Raw genomic sequence first — 24405 nt, 5'->3', positions numbered from 1 at the left:
GGGGACCATCACAAGACAACAAGGAGACAAGCCATGAAATCCGTACTGCACCGCGTGGGTCATGCCCTGGGCGCCATTGCCCTCGTTGCGGGTGCCACCAGCGCCCTGGCGCAAGGCGGTTACCCGAATCGCCCCGTGCGCATCATCGTGCCGTGGCCGGCCGGTGGCGGCGTCGATACCGTCACGCGCACCGTGGCCGAGAAGATGACGGCGAGCCTGGGCCAGCAGTTCGTAATCGACAACCGGCCGGGCGCCACCGGCAACATCGGCGCCGGCATGGGCGCCAAGGCCGCGCCGGACGGCTACACGCTGCTGGTCGCCAGCGCGCCGATGGCCATCAACGCCAGCCTGCAGAAGAACCTGCCGTTCGACTTCGGCAAGGACTTCGCGCCGCTGGGACTGATGGCCAGCTCGCCGTACATGCTGGTCGTCAACCCGTCGGTGGCCGGCTCGGTCAAGGACCTGGTGGCCCGTGCCAAGTCCGAGCCCGGCAAGCTCAGCTATGCCTCGGTCGGCCCCGGCACGCAGCAGAACGTGGTCAGCGAGGTCTTCAAGGAGATGGCCCGCGTCGATATCGTCCACGCGCCCTACAAGGGTGGCCCGCAAGCGCTGACCGACATGGTGGGCGGGCACATCCACATGATGTTCCATGGCGTGCCGGCGGTGATGCCGTTCGTGAAGGGCGGCCAACTCAAGGGCATCGCGGTGGCCAGCAAGCAGCGCCTGCCGCTGTTCCCGGACATCCCGACCATGGCGGAGGCCGGGTACCCGGGCATCGAGGCGAGCGAGTGGTATGGGCTGGTGGCGCCAGCAGGCACGCCGAAGGACATCGTAGCGCTGCTCGGCAAGGAGATCGAAAAAGCGCTGAATGCGCCCGGCGTGCGCCAGCAGCTGGCCAGCAAGGGCTATGAACCGGCCGCGGCCGGTTCGCCGGCCCAGTTCGCGACCTTCATGGCCGCCGAACAGAAGAAATGGGCGCTGGCCATCAAGCAGACCGGCTTCCGCCTGGAATGACGCAGTAAAGCAAGCAGTAACGCTAGAAGTAAAGGAGAGTGGTTGTGAAATCCCAGACGCAAGGCAAGCAGAAGATGCTGGGCGCGATCGGGCTGGCCGTGATGATGACGGGGGCCTGGGCACAGGGTTCGTACCCGAATCACCCCGTGAAACTCATCGTGCCGTGGCCCGCGGGCGGGAGTGTCGATATGGCCACGCGCGTGGTCGCCGAGCAGCTCGCCGTCAGCCTGGGCCAGCCCGTGGTGGTGGATAACCGCCCCGGTGCGGCCGGCAATATCGGCGCGGCAGCGGCAGCAAAGGCGGCGCCGGACGGATACACCCTGCTGGTGGCGACCACCCCGACGATCATCAACCGCAGCCTGTCCGCCAACGCCACCGTGGACCTGTCGCGCGAGTTCGCGCCCATTGGACAACTGGTCAGCCTGAACTACGTCATGGTCGTCAATCCGGCCGTGGCAACTTCAGTGCGCGATCTGGTGGCGAAGATCAAAGCACAACCGGGGCGTTACAGCTATGCCTCTTCGGGACCGGGCACGCAGCTTCACCTGATCGGCGAATCGTTCAAGCGGCAGGCCGGCGTGGACATCGTGCATGCGCCCTACAAAGGCGCGCCGCCGGCGCTGGCCGACGTGGTCGGCGGCCATGTGCAACTGATGTTCCCGGGCCTGCCGGTGGCCGAACCGCTGCTGCGCTCCGGACAGCTCAAGGCGCTCGCGGTGGTGAGCAAGCAGCGGCTGCCGCAGTTGCCCGATGTGCCGACGCTTGCCGAGGCCGGCGTGCCGGGCATCGATACCACTGAATGGTACGGTCTGGTCGCGCCCGCCGGTACGCCGCCGCAAATCATCGCCAGGCTGAGCCAGGCGCTGACAAGTGCGGTAGGCAAACCAGCGGTACGCGAGCGGCTGACCAGCCAGGGCTTCGAGCCCGTAGGCAGCACGCCGCAGGCATTCGCCAGCCTCATCGAAGCGGAACAGAAGGTATGGCCGCTCGCCGTCAGGCGCGCGGGACTCAAACCCGAATAGCGCAGGCGCCGCCTGAGGCGGCGTCGCATTCAGATTCAGACGTCAACAACGCGGCAGCCACACATGGCTAACCGGTCTGCCGCGCCCAGGAGACTTGCAATGCCTCTCGACCCGACCACCATGGTGGCGCCCGCGCACCCGCCGGTATCCGGCCAGCAAGCGGACCACCCGGACCAGAAGAAACCGATGTCGAAGGCGTCGGCCATCACGGCGATCACCATCGGCGGCGCGCTGGAACTGTATGACTCCGGCGTGTACAACTTCTTTGCCACGCTGATCATTCCGCTCTACTTTCCGGTGGGCAATCCGCTGGGCCAGCTGCTGCTGTCCTTCGGCACGTTTGGCGCGGGCTACCTGATGCGCCCGCTCGGCGGCCTCGTGATCGGCGCCTACGCCGACCGCTATGGCCGCAAGCCGGCGGTGCTGCTGTCGATGTGGCTGATGGGGCTCAGCGCGCTGATCCTTGTCGTGACGCCGCCCTATGCGCAGTTCGGCATCATGGCGCCGATCCTGATGATCGTCGCGCGCCTCGTCCAGGGCTTCGCGATCGGCGGAGAAATGGGCTCCGCCACCGCAATGCTGATGGAGTATGCGGACGAACGTTCGCGCGGCTTCTACACCAGCTGGCAGACCGCCAGCCAGGGCATTGCCGCGGTCTTCGCCGCGCTGGTTGCGCTCGCGCTCAGCCATACGCTGAGTCCGGACGCCCTGGAACACTGGGGCTGGCGCGTGGCCTTCCTGATCGGCATCCTCGTCATTCCTGTCGGTCAGGTCATCCGCCGCCGGCTGGAAGAAACGCTGGAGGCCCCGGCTCGCAAGAAGGCCGCGGCCGGCGGCTGGCAGTTGATGCGCGCGCACTGGCGCGAACTCGTGGCCAGCGTGCTGCTGATGACCGGCCTGGCTGCCGCCGTGCACCTGATTGCGTACTACCTGCCCAACTACGCTTCGTTCCAGCTCAACATCCCGCGCGGCGACGCGGTGTGGGCCGGCTTTGTCGCGGCAGGCATGATGGTGATCTTCGGGCCCATTGCAGGCTTGCTGAGCGACCGGGTCGGGCGCCGCACCATGGTGTGGTGGTCGCGCATCGCGCTGCTGGTGATGGCCTATCCGGCCTTCGTGCTGATCAACACCTTCCCGTCGCTGACTTGCCTGCTGGTAGTGGTCGGGTGCCTGGCCATCCCGATGGCGATGACGTCGCCCGCCACGCTGGTGCTGGTCAGCGAGGTGCTGCCCCAGCGCCTGCGCGCGACCGGCATGGCGGTGACCTACTACGTGGCCATCGCGGTGTTCGGCGGCTTTGCACAGCTGTTCTCGACCGTGCTGATCCACGTGACGGGCAGCCCCAATGCGCCGGCGTTCTACCTGATCGGCTGCGGGCTGGTGTCGCTGATCGGGCTGCGGATGGTGCCGGAGACGCTGGGCCGGCGGCTCTCGTAGTCGCATGCCGGCGCCCTTCACCGGGGCGCCGGTAAAATCGCGGCTTTGAACGCCGGGCAGCCTGCCCGGTACGCGCCGGAGCCGTACGTGCCCTTTATCCTGCTTGGCCTGGCCCTGATCGGGGCCCTGATCTACGGGCTGGTCCGTCTCTACCATGCCGTCGCCGACGCAGCCGGCACCCCTGCCGGTGGCGGCGCTGTCGCGCTTGCCATCGCGCTGCTGGCCGCTTTGATTGCCGATGGCGTGCGGCGCTGGCGCGCCATCCACGGTGTACGCAGGCAGGGCGAACGCATCCTGTCTGTCGGCGGCACGTGGGGCAGCCTGCGCATCGACGCGGACCGCAAGCTCGGCACGGTAGTGCTTGGCGACGTGCAATCACGCTTCATCTTCGCCGACATCGCGGGCGCCGAGCCGGTCACCGATGCGGGCACGTGGGCGTTGGCCCTGCGGCTCGAGCACAATGCCCGGCCGCTCTGGCAGATCCCCATGCCCACACGCACGCATGCGCGGCGGTGGGCGAAGATTCTCGCGCTCGCGGCGCAGCAGAAGCTCTGACGACGCTGACGAGGCCTCCGCGTGGTCAGCTCGATCAGCGTCGCCGGTCGTCAGCCGCCAGCGCCACCCAGCGGCGGCACCGTGTCATCACCATCCGGCAGACCCAGCGAGAACTTCACCGGAAACCGCAGCGCGATCGCGTCCTCATCAGGCAGATGACGAACTGTGCCGCGTGCCTTGATGTGCGGATCGTCAAACAGCTCGCGTGCGCCGAGCGCAGGCGAGAACGGCACATCGACCGCGGCAAACGTGTCCGTCCACTCGGCCAGCGTGCGCGACCTGAAAATCTCCTGCAACAGGCCATGCACTTCGGCCTTGTGCTGCTGCCGGCCCGGCCGTTGTGCAAAGCGCGGATCGCGCAATGCGGGGAAGGTCTCGCCAAGGGCTTCGCCCAGGTTCCCCCAGAACTTGTTTTCCAGGATGCCAAGCGCCAGGTGGCGGCCATCGCGCGTTTCGAACAGGTCGTTGTCCGGCATCACCATTGGCGCATCGGCAGGCCTCTCTTCGTAGCCGCGCGCGGCCCATGCGCCGTGCGCGGTCCACGACAGGATCGCATCGTGGATCGATACGTCGAGATGCTGGCCGTGGCCGTTCTGACGCGCGCTCATGATGGCCACCGCCAGCGACAGTGCCGCATAGCCCGATGCCGCGTAGTCCGAGATACGCGCACGCGGCCGCGATACCTTGTCGTGCACCTGCACCGGCACCGACCAGTAGCCGGCGAGCGCCAGGTAGTTGAGGTCATGGCCGGCATGGTCCGCGTACGGACCTTCCTGCCCGAAGCCGGAGACCGAGCACAGCACGATGGCCGGGTTGACCGCGGCCAGCGCCTCGTAGTCGAGTCCAAGCCGCCGCATCACGCCCGGGCGGAAACCTTCCACCACCGCATCCGCATCGCGCACCAGCGCAAGGAAGGCCTCGCGGCCGTGCGCCGACTTCAGGTCGAGCGCCACGGACTGCTTGCCACGATTGAACTGCGCAAATACCGCCTTGCCCAGCTGGCGCGAGGTGTCGCCCGTGCCCGGCTGCTCCACCTTGATCACGTCCGCGCCAAGCTGCATCAGCAGGCTGGTGGCATGCGGTCCAGGCAGTAACTGGCTGACGTCGATGATCTTCACGTCCCTGAGGCAGGACCACTCTGGTTTCATCGCAACGCTCCGCAAGATTTAGCCGACATCGGCAAGCATGCCGATCGAACGCATCAGCGCGCCGTAGCGGGCGTTATCGGCGGCGACCATGTCGCGGAACTGGGCCGGGGAGGCACTGCGCCGCAGTTCACCGGCATTGGCCTTGATCTGCGCGTCCATGCGGCCGCTCGCCTGCACTTCGGTGACGGCGGCAAACAATCTCTGCGTCAGTGCCGGCGGGAAATTTGCGGGCGCGAACAGGCCGCCCCAGTTGTCGATCACAAACCCCGGCGGCAAGACCTCGGCGAGCGTCGGCACATCGGGGAAGTACGGCGAGCGCGATGACGACGAGACGGCCAATGCGCGCACCTGTCCGTTGCGCACGTACTGCGTGGCCGTGGCGAGCACTGGCATGCCGAACTGGGTCTGGTGGCTCAGCATGGCGGACACGATTTCCGGCGCGCCCTTGTACGGGATGTGGACGGCTTCGCAGCCGGTCTGGTGCAGCAGCGCTTCGACCGCCAGATGGGCGATGCTGCCCTTGCCGCCAGAGCCGTAGTTGAGCTTGCCAGGCGCCTTCTTCATCGCCTGGATCAGTTCGCCGGCCGTGCGGTACGGCGAATCGGCCGGCACCACCAGTGCGGTGGGGCCACCCGAGATCGCGGTGATCGGCGTGAAGTCGCGCGCCGCATCATACGGCGCATTACGGTACATGTGCACGTTGATCACGTGCGTATTGGCCAGCAGGCCCAGCGTGTAGCCGTCGGGCGCCGCACGCTTGAGCGCGCCGGCACCGATGATGCCGCCCGCGCCGGGCATGTTCTCCACGACCAGCGGCTGTCCGAGCCGGGCGCCCAGCTCCGACGACAGCATCCGCGCCGAGTTGTCGGGCGAGCTGCCCGCCACGAACGGAACGATCAGGCGGATCGGGCGGGTAGGATAGGCGGCGGATGCCGGTGCGGCGGCGCGCGCCGGGGCCAGCATTGCGCTGACCGCGGCGGCACCTGTGGTGGCAAGCCATTGTCGGCGGTTCATGGTTGTCTCCGTGGCTGGCGGGCAGTGTCCTGCACCGCCTATTGTCTGGGTATGTCGTTGCCGTGCCGTGGGCGGGCGGCTATTTCGTCGCAGGTTCGAGAATCGCCTTGGCGATGGTATTGCGCTGGATCTCGCTGGTGCCCGTGAACACGCGGAACATGCGCAGCTTGCGGAAGGCCTGCTCCACCGGATGGCCGCGCGTGACGCCCACGTTGCCGTGGATCTGCACGGCCTTGTCCGCGACCTCGAAGCAGCGCTCCGAAACGAACAGCTTGCACGCCGCCGCCTTCATGCGCAGGTCCGCGCCGGCATCGGCCAGCGCGGCGGTCTGCGCGATCATGCTCTCGCACGCCCACAGCGCCGCTGCCATGTCGGCCAGCATGTGCTGGATGGCCTGGAAGCGCGCGATCGGGCCACCGAACTGGCGCCGCTTGCCCGCGTATTCCAGCGACGACCGGTAAGCGCTGGTTGCAAGTCCGAGCATGGACGGGCAATGCAGCAGCCGGTTGACGTTGATGCGCGACATGCCCAGCTTGAAGCCATTGCCCTCGCCGCCGAGGATGTTGGCGCGCGGCACGCGCACGTTGTCGAAAGCGATATCGGCATCGATATGCTGGCCCGACATCGGCACGTAGGCCTGCGTGACGGTCACGCCCGGCAGGTCCAGGTCCACCAGCACGGCGCTGATCGCGGGCGGCGATACGGTCGCATCGGTGACGCACATGACGATGGCGAAGCTCGCGAACGGCGCGCCGCTGATGTAGTGCTTGCTGCCGTTGACGACGAGCGTGTCGCCATCGGCCACTGCGGTCGTGGCAATGCTCTGGGCGTCGGAGCCCGAATGCGTCTCGGTGAGCGCGAAGCAGGTCGACTTCTCGCCGCGGATCACCGGCAGGAAGTAGCGGTCGAGCTGCTCCGGGGTCGCGTACTTGAGCATATTGCCCACGCGCGGCGGCCCCCCCAGGTCGCCGAGCACGTGCGGCGCCAGCACGCAGCCGCTCGCCGCAAGGTCCGCCTTGAGCGCGCATTGCTCGGCAATATTCAGGCCCTTGCCGCCGAGCGCCACCGGCAAGCAGGCGGCGTAGAGGCCAAGCTCGCTGGAGCGGCGCCACACGTTGCGCAGCGTTTCGACCGGCCACGGGTCTTCCGAGCCCAGGCCCAGTTCGCGTTCGAGCGGCCGCAGTTCTTCGTCGATAAAGCGCCGGACGGCGGCACGCGTCTCGGTCAACAGCGGATTGGTCAGGTATTCGAACATGGTGGCTTCCTCGGCTTTCTCGGCTTTATCAATTCACGCGGCGCGATGCGCCCTGCCAGTACGGCTCGCGCACCAGCTTGCGGGCCAGCTTGCCGCTGGCGTTCTTGGGCAGTTCGTCGACGAAGTCCACCGAGCGCGGCGACTTGTAGTCGGCAATCCGTTCGCGGCAATGCGCGATCAGCGACTGGGCGCTGGCCTGCCGGCCCGGGCGAAGCGTGACGACAGCCTTGACGCTTTCGCCCCAGGTCTCGTCGGGCACGCTGATCACGCACGCCTCCAGCACGTCGGGGTGCTGGTACAGCGTGGCTTCGACCTCGGTCGGGTAGACGTTGAAGCCGCCGGAGATGATCATGTCCTTCTTGCGGTCCACCAGGTACAGGTACCCCTGCGCGTCGACGCGCGCCATGTCGCCGGTGCGCAGCCAGCCATTGACGAGCACCTCCTGCGTCAGCGCCGGCTCGCCCCAGTAGCCCTGGAACACGTCCTCGCCACGGATCACCAGTTCGCCGATCTCGCCGACGGCCACCTCGCGGCCCTGTTCATCGACCACGCGCACCTCGGTCTCGCCGAGCGCGCGGCCACATGAGGCCAGCCGCTCGGGGTACGAGGCGATGGCTTGCGCATGATCGGCCGTAGACAGGCGCGTGACGCCCGAGGTGGACTCGCTCGCGCCGTAGCCCTGCGACAGGATGGGACCGATGCGCTCCCACGCTTCACGGATGCGTGCCGGCGCCATCGGCGCAGCGCCATAGGCGAGCGTCCTCAGGCTGCTCAGGTCCGCACTGGCCAGCGAGGGTTCGGCCAGCAGCATGTTGATCATGGCCGGGACCATGAACACGTGCGTGATGCGCAGGCGCGCCACCTCGGCCAGGAAATCGGCCGGCTCGAATTTCTCGAACAGCACCAGCGTGGCGCCGCAGTACAGGTAAGGCTGCATCAGCATGCCGGACGCGTGCGTGACGGGCCCGATCAGCGCCAGCCGGTCACCGGGCCGTGGCGGGCTGTCCATGCCCATCAGCATCTTGCGCAGCGCTGCCAGGCGGTTGCCGTAGCTCTGCATGGCGGCCTTGATCTTGCCGGTCGAGCCGGACGAGAAATGCAGCACGGCGAGATCGCCGGGCGCGGGGGTGATCTCGGGCAATTCGGTGCTGGCTTCAGCCAGGAGCGCTTCATAGGCTGCATAGCCGGGCGCATCCTTGCCGATAGAGACGAACGTTTCCACCGACCCGAAGCCGCGCGTGGCCGGCGAATAGCCGGCGTAGCCCGGCCCGGCGATCAGCACGCGCGGCTGGCAGTTTTCCACCACGTCGGACGCCTCGGGCGCAGTAAAGCGCGGGTTGAGCGCCGCCTTGACCAGGCCCGCCTTGTACAGCGCGCATTCGATTTCCACCAGTTCCGGCCGGTTGCGCGACTGCACCGCCACGCGGTCGCCCTGGCGCAGCCCCATCGCGAGCAGCGCGTTGGCGAGCCGCGTCGAGCGCTCGTCGAGCTCGCGGTAGGTCAGGACCTGATCGCGATAGAGGACGGCCGGCAGGTCGCCCCAGTAGCGCGCGGCGCGGCGCAGGAAATATGCAAAGCCCATCGGCGTCTCCATGCTGTATGTCTGGTGGAGTCTGTAAGATGAGCGACATCACCACAATGCAGGCTTGGCTATAAAGTCATAACCAACAGGAATGCTGGCATGGAGACACGGGATATCGAATACATCCTGGCCGTGGAGCGGTGCTGCGGCATCGGCCGAGCGGCGGAGTCGCTGGGCATCACCCAGCCGGCGCTGACCAAGGCGGTGCAGCGCGTCGAGGCGCAGGTTGGCGTGCCGCTGTTCGAGCGCACGGCCAATGGCATGAGCACCACGCAAGCGGGTCGGCACTTTATCGAGCGCGCGCGCCGCATCCAGCTCGAATACGAGGATGCGCTCAAGGAGATGCAGGGGATCCGCACCGGCGAGTTGGGCGTGCTGCGGCTCGGATACTCGCCGTCGCTGCCCAATTCGATCGTGCTGGACGCCTGCCGCAGGCTGTTGAAGGAGCGCCCGGTGGCCCGTCTGCGTCTGCGCCGCCGCCTGGCGCGCGACCTGATGGACCTGCTCACGGCCGGCGAACTGGACCTTGCCGTAGCGCCCGTACCGAGGCAGGCCACCGACATCCTGGCCATTGAAGAGCTGTTCGACGACCGCCTCGTGGTGGTGGCCGATGAAGCTCATCCGCTGCAGCAGCGGCGCAACCTGCGCCTGGCCGACCTGTGCGGCCAGGAATGGCTGCTGCCGGAGGGCCATATCGTGCTGCGCCAGCAGGTCGACGAGGCCTTCCGCCGGCAAGGGCTGCCGCCGCCGGCGATGCGGGTGGAAGTGGACTTCGGCACCGCATCGCTTTTTGGGCTGATCCGTGGCACGCCCATGCTGAGCGTATCGAGCGGCCACGCCGAGGCCGGGCTGCCGGGCCTGAAGCCGCTCGACGTGGGGCTGGACGAACTCGACTTGCGGCGGCGCATCGGCGTGGTGACGCGCGCCGGCGCCTACCTGTCGCCGCTGGCGCAACGCATGGCCGCGCTGCTGCGCGAACAGGTCGGGTGACCGACTGAGCGGACTGCCGGGAATGGGCCTTACCTCCAAGCTGGCAGAGTCGCTTTCGGCGCTGAAACACCGGGTGTACAGGGCGTCTTTGCCCCAGTGCTCCAAAACCACTGGCCCGCGGCGCCGACTCCGTTTAAGATTGCGCGATTATCGAACAAAGCAAATCAAAGATGGAGACCACCCGCCCCCTTGGTATCGGCCAGGCCCAGGCCGATACCGTCCGCGTTGCCTATCCCCAGTCTGATCTGCTCAGCAGTTTCTCCGGCGACCCGAACTTCATGCTGTCGCTGGCACGCGGCCTGACCGTGCTGGAGGCGTTTTCCGAGCGCAAGCGCCCGCTGACGATCTCGCAAGTGGCGCAGCGCACGCAGTTGTCGCGCGCGTCGGTGCGCCGCTGCCTGTACACGCTGGAGCAGCTCGGCTACGTCAGCCAGCAGGACGGGCAGTTCGCGCTGCGCCCGCGCGTGCTGCACCTCGGGCACGCGTATTTCTCGTCGACGTCGATGGTTTCGCTGTCACAGCCGATCCTGGACAACCTGAGCGCGCGCATCCACGAGACCTGCACGCTGGCCATCCTGGACGGCACCGACATCCTCTATCTCGTGCGTTCGGAAGTGCAGCGCGTGGTCAATTACTCGCTCGGCATGGGCAGCCGGCTACCGGCCTATTGCACGTCGAACGGGCGCCTGCTGCTGGCGCACCAGCCGGCGTCGGTGCTCGACGGTTTCTTCGAGCATGCCGACCTGCGGCCGCGCACGCTACAAACCAAGGTATCGCGCCAGGAACTCGAAGCATGCTTCGAGCGCGCCCGCGAACTCGACTACGTGGTCGTCGATGAAGAACTCGAACCGGGCCTGCGCGCCATGGCGGTGCCGGTGCGTTCGGCCGCGGGCATCGTGCTGGCCGGCATCAGCGTGAGCGTGCGTGCGGCCAAGGTGACGGAAGCGGAAATGGTGTCGCGCCTGCTGCCGCCGATGCGCGAAGCGGCCGCGGCCATTGGCCGCCTGATCACGTCCTGATCGTACGTCCTGACCGCGCCGCGGTTCGCTGAGGCAGCTTGCGGCCTCAGCCGCGGTGCGCGAGTTCCAGCGCAAACACCAGGCGCTGCAGAAAATTCTCTATGCGTCCGTCCGGGTTCACGAACGCGCAGCCATAGTGGTGGATCGCGCTGTCGTCGTTGCCGACCAGCCAGTGGCCGACGATCTGGAGATCGATGTCGAGCTTGCCCAGCTCGCGGAAATCCAGGCGGCAGCGGCTCACCATCGTGCCCACGGGCAGGCGGTCTTCGCCAACCGTCTTCGAACGCAGGCCGACACCGGACAGCGACAGGTCGGCAATGTCGAGCGACAGCACGCTGTTGTCCGGGTTGCGGACTTCGCAGCGGTAGCCCTTGGTCACCAGCGTGCGGGCGCGGAAATGCCGGCGGCGCTGGAAGTGGTAAAGCTTCTCGGGAAACTCGGCGGTAAAGGCCGGACGGTCGTCGTGGCGCGTGGCCGCCGGACGGCCGACCACGAAGTTGACCGGCACGCCGCGCAGCAAACCCGAAAACGCGTTCTCGTCCGACGTCATCAGCGACTGGCGTTCGGCATCAGCGTTGCACCAGTCGAAGATAAACGTCCGGTTGACCGGATCCATGTGCAGGATCGACGTCACGAACTGATGGCCGGTGCGCGTGCGCACGGTGATCAGGCACTTCTGCCAGGACAGGTCGCGCAGCACCGTGCCGATCTGCGACGTATGGGTCAGCCGATAGCGCTCGTCCGGCTGCGCAGCGCCTGGCCCCTCATCGATATCGTCTCGCTGGCCGTCGCCGGCTTGGGTGGACTCGGGAAATTCTTGGAGGCTCATGGAATCAGGCAACATCAGGATGGCAGCGCACCGCGCGCATTCACGTTCAGGGGGCGGCGCGGCAGAAACGGCATGCGGCCGAGCGCCGCATATTAAGGGGACGCTGCGTTCGACGGCAAGACTCATGGGATGGGCTTCGGCAATCTGTGGCAAAACTTGAGCACAGACTTTCGGGGGGTAGCGTTCACGCCGCTTTCGCGCAGCGGCGCGCGGTTTTTGTCACGCTGCGTCACGCAGAAACGGGTACGCTCGCCGTCGCAGGAGGAGTATCCGGTGCCATGAGCGGCCACGACCCGATCTCGGCATGCGTCGCGCCTTGCCGCTCCAGGCGGCTTTCGTACAGCACGAAGCGCCGCGCGTGCCACGGCGGCACGGCTATGTCGCGATGATTGGCCAGCCATTCGCGTTGCAGCACTTCCGGCGCCGTGGGGCGACAGCGCGCAAGAGTCAGGTGCGGGCGAAACCGCCGCGGCTCCGGCGCGATACCGACGGACTGCAGCGCGGCGGTGATGGCCACATACAGCGCATCGAGCTCAGGGCACGGCGCCATGCCTGCCCACAGCACGCTGCCCTGCCGGCCGCGAAAGCGGCCGACGCCAGCCACGTTCAGCGTGAAGTCCGCCGCACGGACGGCGTCGAGCGCGGCGCGGATGCGCTCGGTCTGCTCCGCGTCGCACTCCCCGAGAAAGCGCAAGGTCAGGTGCACCTGCCCGGTCGGTGCAGCGCGGATGCCGCTGGCTGTCGGCACGCTCTTCACCAGCCGCGCCGCTATCTCAGGCGGCGCGTCGACGGCGATGAACAGGCGTGCCACGCCGGACCTACACGAAGGCGAGAGCGGACTGCTGCATGATCGGCAGACGCGCTGCGGCAGCGTGGCCCTCGAGCCGGAGCAGCGCGCGCTTGCGATCGGTGCCGCCGGCATAGCCGGTCAGGTCGCCGGCCGCGCCAAGCACGCGATGGCACGGCACGATCACCGAAACGGGATTGCGTCCCACCGCGCCGCCGACCGCGCGCGCGTGCCCCGGCGGCAGCCCAAGCTGTCCGGCGAGATCGCCATAGGACAACGTCTCGCCGAACGGGATCGCACGCAGCGCCTCCCACACGCGCCTCTGGAAGTCCGTGCCAACGAGGCGCATGGGCACCGAGAAGGCTTCGAGTAATCCATCGAAATACGCGGCAATCTGTCTGGCGGTCTCGTCGAAGATGCGTGCGGCGCTTTCCGGCACCACGCTGGACACTGCCGCGGCCGGATAGTACTTCTGCCCCTCGAAATAAACGCCCGTCAGGAAGCTGTCCTGCACACGCAACAGCATGGCGCCGAGCGGGCTGTCGATCTGGCGGTAGCTGATCATGTCGTCACCTCGATATCGGAATGGCTGGCAATTATGTCGGGCAAAGGTATCACTGCGCCGTCACCTTGCGTTTTCATCGCTTCATAGCGATGCCACAAGTGGATGGCCGCATAGGCGCGCCATGGTGCCCACTGCGCCGTACGCGCCTGCATGGCCCGTACGGTGTTCACGCCGAGTACCTTGCGCAACGCGTAGTCGGTCCCCGGGAACGCGTCAGGCCAGCCCAATGCGCGCATCGCGACGTACTGCGCAGTCCAGTCGCCGATCCCGTCAATCTCGCACAGCGCCGCCACGGTCTGCTCGGGCGGCATGTGCTGCTCCAGCGGAAGCGCACCGCTGGCAACGCGTTGCGCAAGTGCGCGCAGTGTACGCAGCTTGCCCGGTGACACGCCGGCGGCAACCATGTCTGCATCCGGCAATGCTGCCAGCGCAGCGGCGGATGGAAAGCCATGTTGCAGCGGCGCGCATCCGTCGATCGGCATGGCGGGCGCCGGCAGGGCATCGCCTGCGGTCTGTCCGAGCCGCGCCAGGATGCGCCGCGCCTGCACCACCGAGATCACCTGGCCGATCACGGCGCGCACGGCGATCTCGAACCCGTCGACACTGCCCGGCAGCCGCATGCCCGGCACATCGCTGGCCAGCTCACCAAGGTGGCGGTCGACAATATCGGGCCGGCAGCCAAGGTCGCAAAGCCGGCGCACCTTGCCCAGCGCTTGCGGAATCACGCGCGCGAGCGACGCCGACAATGTGACGCGCAACACGAGCCGCCCCGGCACATGATCAAGGCGCACCCAGCCGCGATGCGTGGTGCCGCCGCTCTCGACCGACAGCGTGCGCGCATACGCGCCATCGCGCACTTGCTCGATGCCATCGACCGCGCGCACCGCCAGAAAGCCCAGCAGCGCCTCCCATGCGAGCGGCGGCCGGTAGCCGAGTTCGAACACCAGCCGGTCAGCCACGCCGTCCGACGCGCGCTTGCGCAATGCCATGGGCGTGAGGCCATAGCGCGTGCGCAGCACGTCGTTGAAGCGCCGCACGCTGCCAAAACCAGCGGCCAGCGCCACTTCGGTGACGGGCAGCGCGGTATCGGTCAGCAGCCGCTTGGCCAGCAGCAGGCGCTGCGTCTGCACGTACTCGAGCACCGAGACACCAAACTGCGCGGTGAACAGTCGATGCAGATGGCGTTCGGTCACGCCGATGCGTGCGGCAAGCGCAGCCACGCCGGCATCGGCCATGAAGCCTTCGTCGATCAGCGTTGCGGCAGCTTGCGCGAGGCGGCCCGAGATATCGGCCAGCCCATGGCCGGGCGCGAGTTCCGGGCGGCAGCGTAGGCAGGGGCGAAAGCCGTGTTTCTCCGCCGCCGCGGCGCTTTCGTAGAACGTGCAGTTCTCGCGCTTCGGGGTACGCACCGCGCACACGGGCCGGCAGTAGATGCCCGTGGACGACACGCCGACGAAGAAGCGGCCATCGAAGCGCCGGTCATGCGAGGCCACGGCCTTGTAGCAGGTGTCGGGATCGAGTTCCATGCGTGCATGCTACCGCGTCAGGCACCCAGGCACCCGCTGGATTCGGACATTCCCCTGTGGCCTTCGACCGTGCCATGGGGCACAGTTACGGCAATGGACTACGGCTAGAATCACCAGCCTGCGATGTTGTTTCCCGGAGATTCCATGCGTCCTGCCAAACCGCTTCCGCTGACCTGCTCGCTCGCTATGACGGGCCTGTTGTGGCTTGGGCTGCCAGGCGGCGCTTCCGCCGCGCCGGCCAGCACGGCGCAGGCGGCGGCGAGCGCGGTCCAGGTCACCTCTGTCGAGGGCATCACCGAGTATCGGCTGCCCAACGGGTTACGTATCGTGCTGGCGCCGGACGCGGCCAAGCCCACCACCACGGTCAACATGACCTACCTGGTCGGCAGCCGCCAGGAGAACTACGGCGAAACCGGCATGGCGCATCTGCTCGAACACCTGCTGTTCAAGGGCACGCCGACGCTGCCGGGCAAGACCATCCCGACGGAGTTCGCGCAACGCGGCATGTCGTCCAACGGCACCACGGCGCAGGACCGCACCAACTACTTCGAGACCTTCACCGCGAGCGACGACAACCTCGACTGGGCGTTGCGCATGGAGGCCGACCGCATGGTCAACAGCTTCGTCTCGCGCGCCGATCTCGACAGCGAGATGACGGTGGTACGCAACGAGATGGAGATGGGCGAGAACAGCCCCGGCCGCATGCTGATCCAGCAGATGATGGCCGCTTCCTACCGCTGGCACAACTACGGCAAGGCACCCATCGGCGCGCGCAGCGACGTGGAGCAGGTCAGCATCGACAACCTGCGTGCGTTCTACCGCCGCTACTACCAGCCCGACAATGCGGTGCTCGTGATCGCCGGCAAGTTCGACCCGGCGTGGACGCTTGCACGCATCGAGCGCTATTTTGGATCCATCGCACGTCCCACGCGCGTGCTGCCGCCCGAGCACACCGTGGAGCCGCCGCAGGAAGGCGCGCGCGAACTGGTCGTAAAGCGGCCCGGCGACAGTGGACTCGTAGCCGCGCAGTACCACGTCAGCCCGGGCGCGCACCCGGACACCACGGCGCTCGCGATGCTGACGATCATCCTCGGCGACACGCCGGGCGGGCGGCTGTACAAGGCGCTGGTGGAGCAGAAGAAGGCGACCTCGGTCGGCACATCGTTCAGTGCAATGAAGGATCCCGGCACCTTGCTCTTCATGGCCGAAACCGCGAAGGACCAGGCGATGTCGCCCGCGCGCGCGGCGCTTATCACGCAGGTCGAAGGCTTCGCCGATGCGCCGGTGACACAGGAAGAGCTAGAACGCGCGCGCGTGCGCATGCGCAATGCGTACGAGCACTACATGAACGATCCCGGCGCGCTTGGCATTGCGCTGTCGGAAGCCATTGCCAAGGGCGACTGGCGCCTGTTCCTGATTGCGCGCGACCGCATCGAGACCGTGACGCTCGAAGATGTGCAGCGCGTCGCGCTCAACTACTTCCAGGCGTCGAACCGCACGGTCGGACTGTTCGTACCCGAGGACAAGCCGCAACGCGCGCAGGTCCCCAGGGCACCGGACGTGGCGCAGCTCGTGCGTGGCTACCAGGGCAAGCCGGCGCTGGCGGCAGTCGCCGAATTTGATCCTAGCCCGGCCAATATCGAAGCGCACACGCGGCGCGAGACGCTGGCCAATGGCATGAAGCTCGCGCTGCTGCCCAAGCCCACGCGCGGCGGCGTGGTCAACGGCACGCTGATCTTGCGCATGGGCGACGTGCAAAGCCTGCAGGGCCTGACGACCGTCGGCAGTCTTGCCGCATCGATGCTCAGGCGCGGCGCCGGCAACATGGATCGCATGCAGATTTCCGATCGCATCGAGGCCTTGCGCGCACGGGTATCGATTTCCGGCGGCTCGGAGCGCGTCGCGGTGAGCTTCGAGACCCGGCGCGAGCAACTGCCCGCGCTACTCGCGCTGTTGCGTGACGTGCTGCGCGCGCCGACCTTCCCCGAAGCGGAATTCGAAACACTGCGCAGCACGACCATCTCCGATATAGAAAGCGTGCGGCGGCAGCCGGGCGTGATGGCCTCCGACGCGCTTGGCCGCCATGGCGACCCCTACCCGGTCGGCGACCCGCGCCACGCGCAAACGTTTGATGAAAGCATCGCCGCACTCCAGGCCGCCACACTCGCGCAGGTGCGGGATTTCCACGCACGTTTCTACGGTACAGAAAACGCGCAACTGAGCCTCGTCGGCGACTTCGATGCCGATGCGGCTGTCACCCAGGCCGGCGAGCTGTTTGGCGACTGGCGCGCGCAGCAATCCTTCGCGCGCGTGGACAGGCCTTTCGTGCCGATCACGCCCGCGGACTTCACGCTGGCCACGCCGGGCAAGGCCAATGCGGTCTACCTGGCCGCAGAGCCGATCGACCTGACCAACGACGCCCCCGACTTCGCGCTGATGCTGATTGCCAACCGCGTGTTCGGCGGCGGCTCGCTGCGCAGCCGCCTGGCTGACCGGCTGCGCCAGAAGGAAGGGCTCAGCTACGGCGCATCGAGCTGGGTCAATGTGGGCGCGCTCGACCGCGCCGGCCGCTTCGGCCTGCAGGCGCAATATGCACCGCAGAACCTCGAACGCGTGCAGCGCGCCGTCGCAGACGAACTCGAGCGCTTCGTGCGTGAAGGCGTCAGCAAGGCGGAGTTGTCCGAAGCCGTCAGCGGCATCCTGCAGCAGGGCATCGTCAGCCGCAGCAGCGACGGCGCACTGGCGGGCGCGCTGGCCAACCAGCTCTATCTGGGCCGCACCATGGCCTATACCGAGGACCTCGAAGCGCGCCTGCGTGCAGCCACGCCCGACGCGGTCAACGCGGCGATCCGCAGATACGTGATCCCGAGCGGGCTGTCGCAGGTCTATGCTGGCGATTTCAGTGCGGCGTCGGCGGCGGCAGGGGCCATGGATGGGGCCGCATCCGGCGAAGCGCCCGCCGCGCGTCCGTAGTATTGTCACGCAAGCGTCATGCAAGCGAAAAGGACGCGGCCCAGAATGAGCCAACGCGCCGGCTTCCGCGGGCGCCATCCCACGGCGCGCCCCTTGCCGTGCCCTGGTGTTGACTGTATATTCGTACAGTATAAGTAGAGACAAGAGGTGTGGATGTCAATCGTGCGGGCTGGCAGCAAGGCGGAAGCGCTCCGGCTTCTCGCTGCGGAAGGAGTGCTGGCGCTGGAGCTGGACTACGAGACCGGATGGCAGGACGCCGTCGAACTCGGCAGGCTCGGGGAAAAGCGCGGGATCAAGGTTCAGTATCGCGGCCAGGAAAGCGTCGCCGTGCGCTCGCGCGAAGCGCTGATCGAAGGCCTGGCCAAGGTCAAGACCACGTTCAGGCAGCGCAACCTGTATTGCCAGTTCGATCTGGGCACGCTGACGGACCATGAACTGCTCGACCTGGAAGCCAAGGCCACGCGGCTTGGCGACTACATCCTCGCGGGGCATCTGCTGCGAGACGTGGACAGCGTCTGGCCTGCCGAGTAGGCCGAATAGGGCGCCACTCACAGAATCGAATTCCCCCCGAAAACAAACATGCCGCCAATCGGCGGCATGCTTCGTTCACGTGTTTCCGGATACTCAGTGCCAGACGCGCGCGGCATTGGCCCAGCGCGCGGCCGCCGATTGCGCCATCGCGCTGGCGGTCGCCTCTTGGGCGGTCCCCCCACACGCGGCGGGCACCGGTTTCATGGCGGTGTGCCACAACACCGCCGACACCAGCGTCTGGCAGTGGCGACGTTCGCTGTGGGCGAGCGCCAGCAGGCGATCATAGCCATCGATCACAATCAGCCGGTCCCCGGCCTGCGGGCGCATTTCCAGCGCATACAGGTGGTCGCATTCGCAATGCATGTGCCCGCCACTCACGGCCACCACGATCGCACCGGGCAACGCGATGCCACTGCCATGTACGTCTTCACGCAGGCGTTCCAGGTGAGCATGCGCGCGCGGATCACGCGCTGCCGCCAGCTCCCCTGGCATGGCGCTGAGCGCCAGCAACTCGGCCGGCGACACGGCCAGCGTGTAGGCCGGGAACTCCGGCCGGTAGGTAGCCACCACGGCACGCAGGCGGTGCACGCCGCGGCTCTCCGGAAGACTGCCCTTATCGCGCCCTGCTGCCGCGGCCGCCATCAGTCGCGCAGCAGATGCTTGGCGATGATGACCTGCTGGATCTGCGTGGTGCCTTCATACAGGCGCAGCAGACGCACATCGCGGTAGAAGCGTTCTGCCTTGTATTCGGCGATATAGCCGGCGCCGCCGTGAATCTGCACCGCGCGGTCCGCAATGCGGCCCACCATTTCGGTACAGAACATCTTGGTGCACGAGGCCAGCATGCTGACTTCAGGGTCGCTCTTGCCGGCCGGCTTGGCGTCATAGCGCTGCGCGCAGTCGCGCATCATCGACAGACCCGCGTACAACTCGGCCTGGCTGTCGGCCAGCATGCCCTGAATCAGCTGGAAGTCGCCGATCGGCTTGCCGAACTGTTTGCGCTCCTTGGCATAGGCCACGGCATCGGTAATCAGGCGATGCGCCATGCCGCAGGCCAGCGCCGACAGGTGCAGGCGGCCGCGGTCGAGCACTTTCATGGCGGTCTTGAAACCCACGCCCGGTACGCCGCCGATGATGTTGGCGGCCGGCACGCGCGCGTTCTCCAGCACGACGTCGCAGGTCTTGGTGCCGCGCTGGCCCATCTTCTTGTCCGGCTTGCCCAGCGAGATGCCCGGGGTATCGGCCGGCACGATGAACGACGAGATGCCCGACGCACCGGGCCCGCCCGTGCGCGCCATCAGCGTGAAGGCTCCCGCGCGCGGCGCATTGGTGATGAAGCGCTTGGTACCGTTGATGACGTAGTGGTCACCATCGAGTTCGGCCTTCGTCTGCAGCGAAGCCGCGTCGGAACCGGCGTTCGGCTCGGTCAGCGCGAACGAGATGATCAGCTCGCCACTGGCGATCTTCGGCAGGTAGGCCTGCTTCTGCTCTTCAGTGCCATCCATCAGGATGCCCTGCGAACCGATGCCGACGTTGGTGCCGAACACCGAACGGAACGCGAATGCGGTGTGGCCGAGGTCGTACACCACGTCGCATTCCTGCGACATCGACAGGCCGATACCGCCGTAGTTTTCGGGGATGGAGATGCCGAACAGGCCCATTTCCTTCATGTCGGCGACGATGTCGGCCGGCACGTCGTCAAGCTCTTCGAGCGTGTCTTCGGCCGGCTTCAGGCGTTCGTCGATGAAACGCTGCACCGACGCGCGCAGCAGGGCAAAGGATTCTTGGTCAAGGGCCATGGCGTTTCTCCAGTCAAGCCAGTTCGACAGTCTTGGCGCAATGGTACGCGCGCCATCTGATTTGACAATCCATCCCACATTGGACAGAAGCGTCAATAAAATTTGACAGTCAGCCGCGTGTGACGGCCAACAGTCCTGCCATGCCGATAGCCAGCGCGGCCAGCGCGTCGCCGGCGATCATGCCGCCGCCAATCAGCGATGGGGTGCTCATGTCCTCTGGCAGGGAACGGCTTGGGCGACGCGCGCCGAATCCCTCGGTCAGGCCGGCCACGATGCCGCCGGCCGCCATCCATGCCGCGGCGGGCAGATTGACGAAGCCACCGAACGACGACGCATACGGCGAAGGCAGCAAGACGGCGTCCAACGCGAAATCGACCGTCCTGCCAGATCGTCCGGATTGGACGAACCGCTGGAACCCCTCGTGCGCGCGCAGCGCCTTGCGCAGCACTTCTGTCACCAGCCCGATCGCCACGCCAATGATGACGGCAAGATGCTGGTAGCCGCGCGCCTCGGCCAGTCCGCGCAGCACGCCGACGATCTTGTAGGTCATCGCCGACGTCCAGCGCGCCGGCTGCTGGTCGGCCGTGAGCGTGGTCTGGTCCAGCGCCAGCACCGGATACGCCTGCATGAACAGCCGCGCGAGGGCGACTGCGAGCAGCGCCCCGACGATGATCCCCGCCACCTGATAGCCGAACTGCACCATGCGGCGGCTGCCGAGGCGCCAGCCCGTCGAGCGGTCCTGCTGCATGTCGCAGGCTTCGGCGGTGGACACCAGCAGCACCGTCGCGGCGATCAGGCCGACGTGCGGCGCACGCAGCCCTGCTGCCGCCATCAGGATCACGCACAGCACGAACGCCGACGAGATCGGGTTCTGGTCGACCATGCCGACCGAAATGCCGTTGACCAGCGCAAACACCACTACCAGCAGCACCGCCATCAACTGATAGCCGAGAGGCTGCCCGAACCAGGCCACCCCCGCCGCGACCACCGCCGCGCCCCACAGGAGCACCCATGCCACGACCCAGCGCATGCCAGGCCCGTCGACACGCGCGACCGCGGGCGCTGCACGGTCGCGCCACTGCCGCCATGCGCGCGCCGCCAGCAGCGAAACGTCCACCACCGCGGCGCCCACGATCATGCCGAGCGCGATCAGGAACGTGATCTTGCGGTATGGGTCGCCCGGCGCCAGCCAGCCGATCGAGACGAAGTACGGCGTCATCGCCCAGCCTGCGAGCCCGCCGGTCAGCGCGGCAATGCCGATGCGCGCGCTGACGATCATCCCCGCGCCGAAGGTCGATGCCGAGATATCGAGCGCGGCCAGCGGCGCGAGACGGGACAGCCACAATCCACTTGCCAGCCCCACCGCCATGCCGCCGCCCAACCGCGACACCGCGCGGCGTAGCAGCGGTGGATCGGTCAGCGCGCGCAGGATATTAGCGACCGCCAGGCCCGACGGAAACGTCAGCTGCATGCGGTCGACCAGCAGGGGCGTGTACAGCATGCCGACGCCGACGCCATACATGCCGATGCACAGCATGTACCCCATGAGTTGCCAAAGCGGCGGCTGCGCGAGCCCGAGCCAGCTCATCGCCTGGATCACCACCGCCATGCCGCCCATGCCGGCCACCGAGGCGGCCGCGGTCTGGATGTAGTTCGCGCCATGCCGGCCGGACGCGCCGTAGCCGCAGGTCACCACCGAGCCGAGTATGCCGGCCAGCACCTGCCCGCCCACGAAGAAGCCCAGCGAGAAGTTCATGTACGCCGCGGCAATCCCGCCCAGCGGGCCGAGCACCAGCATGCCCGCCGCGCCGAGCAGCACGTGGTATTGCCAGCTCCCGGGCGCGGGCAGCCAGTGCAGGCGAGGTGCGGCTTCAGACGGAACGGATGGCATGGCAGACACACAATGAGCCGGAGAAGTGCTTCCTGCAAAGCATAGGCGAGAGTATCGAACGCCGGGGTTTACGCTAGTTTCGTGCGCAACTATTATGTCGATATAGTTGCGCACACAACTACATTGCCGAGGTTGTCCATGACAGATCGTTCCGCCCCCGCCCCCGCCTCCGCTGCGCCACCCTTGCCGCCCGTCGCCGACGCGCGGCCATGGCCGTCCGAGGTTCCTGTGCTGATCGCCGGTGGTGGCCCGGTCGGCCTGGCGCTGAGCGCCCTGCTCGCGCGCCAGGGCATCGCCTCGCTCGTGATCGAAGCTGATGGCGGGTACTGCGCGGGCAGCCGTGCCATCTGCATGTCGCGCCGATCGCTGGAGATCCTCGGCTGGGTTGGCGCGGACCAGGCCACGGTCGACAAGGGCCTGCCGTGGGTCGGCGGGCGCAGCTACTACCGCGATGCCGAAGTGCTGCATTTCCGCATGCCGAGCGAACCCGGGGAGCGCTTCGCGCCGATGGTCAATATCCAGCAGTACTACCTGGAAGCGTTCGCGCATGAGGCTGCGCTTGCCTGCGGGACACTTGCCGATGTGCGCTTCAACGCGCGTGTCATCACCGTGCGGCAAGATGCGGATAGCGTCAGCGTGAACATCGAAAGCGCAGAAGGCACACAAGAAGTCCGCGCCCAGTGGCTCATCGCCTGCGACGGCGGCCGCAGCACCGTGCGCGAGCAGCTCGGACTGCGCATGGAAGGCACGCAATACGAAGGCCGCTATGTGATCGTCGATATCGTGCAAAAGACAAAGCGCGACGTGGAGCGGCTGGCGTGGTTCGATCCGCCGTCAAACCCCGGCTCGACCATCCTGATGCATCGCCAGCCCGACGACGTCTGGCGCATCGACTACCAGATCCGCGACGACGAGGACCCCATCGAGGCCGTCAAGCCCGAGAACGTGCTGCCGCGCGTGCAGAGCCATCTCGACATGATCGGCGAGACCGAACCGTGGGAGCCGCTGTGGATCTCCATTTACAACGCCAAGTGCCTGACGCTGGATGCGTACCGGCACGGGCGAGTGCTGTTCGCGGGCGACGCGGCGCACCTGGTGCCGATCTTCGGCGTGCGCGGGCTCAACTCCGGACTCGATGATGCGGGCAATCTGGCGTGGAAGCTCGCGTGGGTCATCCAGGGCCGTGCCGGTGCAAGCCTGCTCGACAGCTATTCCACCGAGCGCGTGCATGCCACGCGGCAGAACATCGCCCACGGCGCCAAGAGCACGGAGTTCATGGCGCCGCCGAACTTCGCCTTCGAATTGATGCGGCAGGCCACGCTGCGTCTGGCGCTCGATGAACCGGGCGTACGCTCGCTGATCAATCCGCGTCAGTCGGCGCCGATCGCGTATGCGGACTCGGCGCTGAATGGTCCGTCCGACTTCGGCGGCGAGTGCGCCGCTGCGGCGCCGGGCATGCCCGCGCCGGAAGCCCGCGTGGACCGCGGACACCTGACCGCCAGCTTCGGCCATCGCTTCACGCTGCTGTGGTTTGGCGATAGCGTACCGGGAGACATCGCCGCCATGGCGCAGGCGCATGCCGCTGGCGTGCAGTTGCTCGCCATAAATCCCGCTGGCAGTACGGCTCGGGAAGGGATGCTGGTCGATGTCGACGGGCAGGCCTTTCAGCGCTATGGCGCACAGCCTGGCACGTTGTACGTGATTCGTCCGGACGGCTATGTCCTGGCGCGCTGGCGCACGCCGCAACCGGATCAGATCCGCACCGTCCTCGCCCCTTTCCTGCAAACCCCTTCTGACGGAGCCCGCCATGCAAGCTGACGAACTCGATCTCGCCTACACCCGCCTGTGCGAAACCATGGCCCGGGTCGGCCGGGACAAGACGCCGCTGCTGCTGGCCATGGTGTGCCTCGGCCTGATGAGCCGACAGGACGCGCTGGCCCCCGTGCTCGCCCTGATCGAAACAGCCGAGGCACGGGTGTAAAGTTCCGGTTCCCTGATGGATCCGACATGAAAGCCCTGCCCCGCCTGGACCAGTTCCTGACCTACCGCCTGCACCAGGTCAACAAGCTCAGCGACAAGGACAGCGCCTACGCGTACCTCGAGCAATGTGGCCTGCTGCTCAGCGAAGGCCGCTGCCTGGCCGCGATTGGCGCGTTCGCGCCGTTGTCGGTCAATGCGCTCGCGCAGAAGGCCAACCTGACCAAGGGGCAGGCCAGCCGTTCGGCGCAAGCGCTGGTGGATCGCGGGCTGGTCAGCAAGTCGGCAAGCAAAGCCGACGGGCGCGGCGTGGTGCTCACCCTGACGCCGCAGGGCAAGCCGCTGTACCGGCAGGCCATCGCGTTGATCGCCCGGCGCAATGAAGAGATCTTCGGCTGCCTGAGCGAACAGGAGCAGGCGCTGCTCGCCAGCCTGCTGGACCGGCTCGTCGCCCATGCGAGCCGCGAAGAACCGTCCGACGACGCCTAGCC

The 24405-nt window shown here is 67.2% G+C and carries 22 protein-coding genes; 11 read left to right on the top strand and 11 right to left on the bottom strand.

All coding sequences use genetic code 11. The features are described 5' to 3' along the window. The first annotated feature begins 33 nt into the window (after positions 1-33). The 4 genes from K2O51_RS07220 to K2O51_RS07205 all read left to right on the top strand — a co-directional run bounded on the left by K2O51_RS07220 (position 34) and on the right by K2O51_RS07205 (position 4028). Complete coding sequence (locus tag K2O51_RS07220; RefSeq protein ID WP_011301412.1) at positions 34-1014, top strand: tripartite tricarboxylate transporter substrate binding protein; 981 nt, start codon at positions 34-36, stop codon at positions 1012-1014. Between the two features lie 44 nt (positions 1015-1058). After that, positions 1059-2036, top strand: a complete 978-nt coding sequence (locus K2O51_RS07215) for a Bug family tripartite tricarboxylate transporter substrate binding protein (protein WP_011301413.1) — start codon at positions 1059-1061, stop codon at positions 2034-2036. Between the two features lie 99 nt (positions 2037-2135). Continuing rightward, positions 2136-3473, top strand: coding sequence for an MFS transporter (locus K2O51_RS07210; RefSeq protein WP_011301414.1), 1338 nt, complete (start codon positions 2136-2138; stop codon positions 3471-3473). Between the two features lie 87 nt (positions 3474-3560). Beyond that, entirely contained in the window at positions 3561-4028 is a 468-nt protein-coding gene (locus K2O51_RS07205; protein WP_140950692.1) for a hypothetical protein, read from the top strand. 50 nt (positions 4029-4078) lie between these two features. On the opposite strand, the gene K2O51_RS07200 is transcribed toward K2O51_RS07205, so the two are convergent. The 4 genes from K2O51_RS07200 to K2O51_RS07185 all read right to left on the bottom strand — a co-directional run bounded on the left by K2O51_RS07200 (position 4079) and on the right by K2O51_RS07185 (position 9027). Then, positions 4079-5176: a CaiB/BaiF CoA transferase family protein gene (locus K2O51_RS07200; RefSeq protein ID WP_011301416.1), complete on the bottom strand. Its 1098-nt coding sequence runs from the start codon at positions 5174-5176 to the stop codon at positions 4079-4081. A gap of 18 nt (positions 5177-5194) precedes the next feature. Beyond that, positions 5195-6190, bottom strand: coding sequence for a tripartite tricarboxylate transporter substrate-binding protein (locus K2O51_RS07195; RefSeq protein ID WP_011301417.1), 996 nt, complete (start codon positions 6188-6190; stop codon positions 5195-5197). 79 nt (positions 6191-6269) lie between these two features. Next, the gene (locus K2O51_RS07190; RefSeq protein ID WP_011301418.1) at positions 6270-7445 is read right to left on the bottom strand and encodes an acyl-CoA dehydrogenase family protein; all 1176 of its coding nucleotides are present in this window, start codon (positions 7443-7445) and stop codon (positions 6270-6272) included. A 28-nt stretch (positions 7446-7473) separates the two neighbouring features. After that, on the bottom strand, positions 7474-9027 hold the full coding sequence (locus K2O51_RS07185; RefSeq protein WP_220629994.1) for an acyl-CoA synthetase: 1554 nt from the start codon (positions 9025-9027) through the stop codon (positions 7474-7476). A gap of 99 nt (positions 9028-9126) precedes the next feature. Here K2O51_RS07185 and K2O51_RS07180 point away from each other — a divergent pair, with 99 nt between their 5' ends. Together K2O51_RS07180 and K2O51_RS07175 are read left to right on the top strand one after the other, a co-directional pair. After that, a complete protein-coding gene (locus tag K2O51_RS07180; protein ID WP_011301420.1) occupies positions 9127-10017 on the top strand; it encodes a LysR family transcriptional regulator in 891 nt (296 codons plus the stop codon). Between the two features lie 170 nt (positions 10018-10187). Next, positions 10188-11036, top strand: a complete 849-nt coding sequence (locus K2O51_RS07175) for an IclR family transcriptional regulator domain-containing protein (protein WP_011301421.1) — start codon at positions 10188-10190, stop codon at positions 11034-11036. 46 nt (positions 11037-11082) lie between these two features. Here the strand turns inward: K2O51_RS07175 and K2O51_RS07170 are convergent, their stop codons facing one another. From K2O51_RS07170 to K2O51_RS07155, 4 genes are all read right to left on the bottom strand, one after another. After that, positions 11083-11865, bottom strand: coding sequence for a flagellar brake protein (locus K2O51_RS07170; RefSeq protein WP_041680621.1), 783 nt, complete (start codon positions 11863-11865; stop codon positions 11083-11085). Between the two features lie 229 nt (positions 11866-12094). Further along, positions 12095-12676, bottom strand: coding sequence for an RNA 2',3'-cyclic phosphodiesterase (thpR, locus tag K2O51_RS07165; RefSeq protein WP_220629993.1), 582 nt, complete (start codon positions 12674-12676; stop codon positions 12095-12097). 7 nt (positions 12677-12683) lie between these two features. Further along, positions 12684-13217 (bottom strand): methylated-DNA--[protein]-cysteine S-methyltransferase, encoded by a 534-nt coding sequence (locus K2O51_RS07160; protein ID WP_011301424.1) that lies wholly within the window; start codon positions 13215-13217, stop codon positions 12684-12686. Beyond that, complete coding sequence (locus K2O51_RS07155; RefSeq protein ID WP_011301425.1) at positions 13214-14743, bottom strand: DNA-3-methyladenine glycosylase 2 family protein; 1530 nt, start codon at positions 14741-14743, stop codon at positions 13214-13216. The genes K2O51_RS07160 and K2O51_RS07155 overlap by 4 nt, the downstream gene beginning before the upstream one ends. Positions 14744-14887: 144 nt before the next feature. On the opposite strand from K2O51_RS07155, the gene K2O51_RS07150 reads away from it, so the two are divergent. Next, the gene (locus K2O51_RS07150) at positions 14888-17716 is read left to right on the top strand and encodes a M16 family metallopeptidase (protein ID WP_220629992.1); all 2829 of its coding nucleotides are present in this window, start codon (positions 14888-14890) and stop codon (positions 17714-17716) included. A 153-nt stretch (positions 17717-17869) separates the two neighbouring features. After that, positions 17870-18247: a hypothetical protein gene (locus K2O51_RS07145; protein WP_041680317.1), complete on the top strand. Its 378-nt coding sequence runs from the start codon at positions 17870-17872 to the stop codon at positions 18245-18247. Between the two features lie 93 nt (positions 18248-18340). Here K2O51_RS07145 and K2O51_RS07140 read toward each other — a convergent pair whose 3' ends face one another. The 3 genes from K2O51_RS07140 to K2O51_RS07130 form a co-directional block, all read right to left on the bottom strand. Then, positions 18341-18889, bottom strand: coding sequence for a hypothetical protein (locus K2O51_RS07140; protein ID WP_220629991.1), 549 nt, complete (start codon positions 18887-18889; stop codon positions 18341-18343). Continuing rightward, the gene (locus K2O51_RS07135) at positions 18889-20046 is read right to left on the bottom strand and encodes an acyl-CoA dehydrogenase family protein (RefSeq protein WP_011301429.1); all 1158 of its coding nucleotides are present in this window, start codon (positions 20044-20046) and stop codon (positions 18889-18891) included. Before K2O51_RS07135 ends, K2O51_RS07140 begins: the two co-directional genes overlap by 1 nt. 109 nt (positions 20047-20155) lie before the next feature. Beyond that, a complete protein-coding gene (locus tag K2O51_RS07130) occupies positions 20156-21937 on the bottom strand; it encodes an OPT/YSL family transporter (protein ID WP_220629990.1) in 1782 nt (593 codons plus the stop codon). 138 nt (positions 21938-22075) lie between these two features. On the opposite strand from K2O51_RS07130, the gene K2O51_RS07125 reads away from it, so the two are divergent. From K2O51_RS07125 to K2O51_RS07115, 3 genes are read left to right on the top strand one after another with little or no spacing between them, the layout of a single operon-like run. Beyond that, complete coding sequence (locus K2O51_RS07125) at positions 22076-23755, top strand: FAD-dependent oxidoreductase (protein ID WP_220629989.1); 1680 nt, start codon at positions 22076-22078, stop codon at positions 23753-23755. Further along, a complete protein-coding gene (locus K2O51_RS07120) occupies positions 23745-23918 on the top strand; it encodes a hypothetical protein (RefSeq protein WP_166487106.1) in 174 nt (57 codons plus the stop codon). The genes K2O51_RS07125 and K2O51_RS07120 overlap by 11 nt, the downstream gene beginning before the upstream one ends. A gap of 26 nt (positions 23919-23944) precedes the next feature. Further along, positions 23945-24403 carry a MarR family winged helix-turn-helix transcriptional regulator gene (locus tag K2O51_RS07115; RefSeq protein ID WP_011301432.1) on the top strand — a complete coding sequence of 153 codons (459 nt, stop codon included), beginning with the start codon at positions 23945-23947 and terminating at the stop codon, positions 24401-24403. Positions 24404-24405 lie beyond the last annotated feature (2 nt).

This window comes from Cupriavidus pinatubonensis (genome assembly GCF_019602855.1).
GTDB lineage: Bacteria > Pseudomonadota > Gammaproteobacteria > Burkholderiales > Burkholderiaceae > Cupriavidus > Cupriavidus pinatubonensis.
This window is presented reverse-complemented; position numbering and strand designations above follow the sequence as displayed.

What these genes read in the sequence shown, in the direction of transcription:
- K2O51_RS07150 (WP_220629992.1), top strand. Translation starts at nt 14,888, where the DNA reads ATGCGTCCTGCCAAACCGCTTCCGCTGACCTGCTCGCTCGCTATGACG.
- K2O51_RS07135 (WP_011301429.1), bottom strand. Translation starts at nt 20,046, where the DNA reads ATGGCCCTTGACCAAGAATCCTTTGCCCTGCTGCGCGCGTCGGTGCAG.
- K2O51_RS07160 (WP_011301424.1), bottom strand. Translation starts at nt 13,217, where the DNA reads ATGATCAGCTACCGCCAGATCGACAGCCCGCTCGGCGCCATGCTGTTG.
- K2O51_RS07120 (WP_166487106.1), top strand. Translation starts at nt 23,745, where the DNA reads ATGCAAGCTGACGAACTCGATCTCGCCTACACCCGCCTGTGCGAAACC.
- K2O51_RS07220 (WP_011301412.1), top strand. Translation starts at nt 34, where the DNA reads ATGAAATCCGTACTGCACCGCGTGGGTCATGCCCTGGGCGCCATTGCC.
- K2O51_RS07190 (WP_011301418.1), bottom strand. Translation starts at nt 7,445, where the DNA reads ATGTTCGAATACCTGACCAATCCGCTGTTGACCGAGACGCGTGCCGCC.
- K2O51_RS07145 (WP_041680317.1), top strand. Translation starts at nt 17,870, where the DNA reads ATGTCAATCGTGCGGGCTGGCAGCAAGGCGGAAGCGCTCCGGCTTCTC.
- K2O51_RS07185 (WP_220629994.1), bottom strand. Translation starts at nt 9,027, where the DNA reads ATGGGCTTTGCATATTTCCTGCGCCGCGCCGCGCGCTACTGGGGCGAC.
- K2O51_RS07170 (WP_041680621.1), bottom strand. Translation starts at nt 11,865, where the DNA reads ATGAGCCTCCAAGAATTTCCCGAGTCCACCCAAGCCGGCGACGGCCAG.
- K2O51_RS07125 (WP_220629989.1), top strand. Translation starts at nt 22,076, where the DNA reads ATGACAGATCGTTCCGCCCCCGCCCCCGCCTCCGCTGCGCCACCCTTG.
- K2O51_RS07155 (WP_011301425.1), bottom strand. Translation starts at nt 14,743, where the DNA reads ATGGAACTCGATCCCGACACCTGCTACAAGGCCGTGGCCTCGCATGAC.
- K2O51_RS07180 (WP_011301420.1), top strand. Translation starts at nt 9,127, where the DNA reads ATGGAGACACGGGATATCGAATACATCCTGGCCGTGGAGCGGTGCTGC.
- K2O51_RS07200 (WP_011301416.1), bottom strand. Translation starts at nt 5,176, where the DNA reads ATGAAACCAGAGTGGTCCTGCCTCAGGGACGTGAAGATCATCGACGTC.
- K2O51_RS07195 (WP_011301417.1), bottom strand. Translation starts at nt 6,190, where the DNA reads ATGAACCGCCGACAATGGCTTGCCACCACAGGTGCCGCCGCGGTCAGC.
- K2O51_RS07115 (WP_011301432.1), top strand. Translation starts at nt 23,945, where the DNA reads ATGAAAGCCCTGCCCCGCCTGGACCAGTTCCTGACCTACCGCCTGCAC.
- K2O51_RS07140 (WP_220629991.1), bottom strand. Translation starts at nt 18,889, where the DNA reads ATGGCGGCCGCGGCAGCAGGGCGCGATAAGGGCAGTCTTCCGGAGAGC.
- K2O51_RS07130 (WP_220629990.1), bottom strand. Translation starts at nt 21,937, where the DNA reads ATGCCATCCGTTCCGTCTGAAGCCGCACCTCGCCTGCACTGGCTGCCC.
- K2O51_RS07175 (WP_011301421.1), top strand. Translation starts at nt 10,188, where the DNA reads ATGGAGACCACCCGCCCCCTTGGTATCGGCCAGGCCCAGGCCGATACC.
- K2O51_RS07210 (WP_011301414.1), top strand. Translation starts at nt 2,136, where the DNA reads ATGCCTCTCGACCCGACCACCATGGTGGCGCCCGCGCACCCGCCGGTA.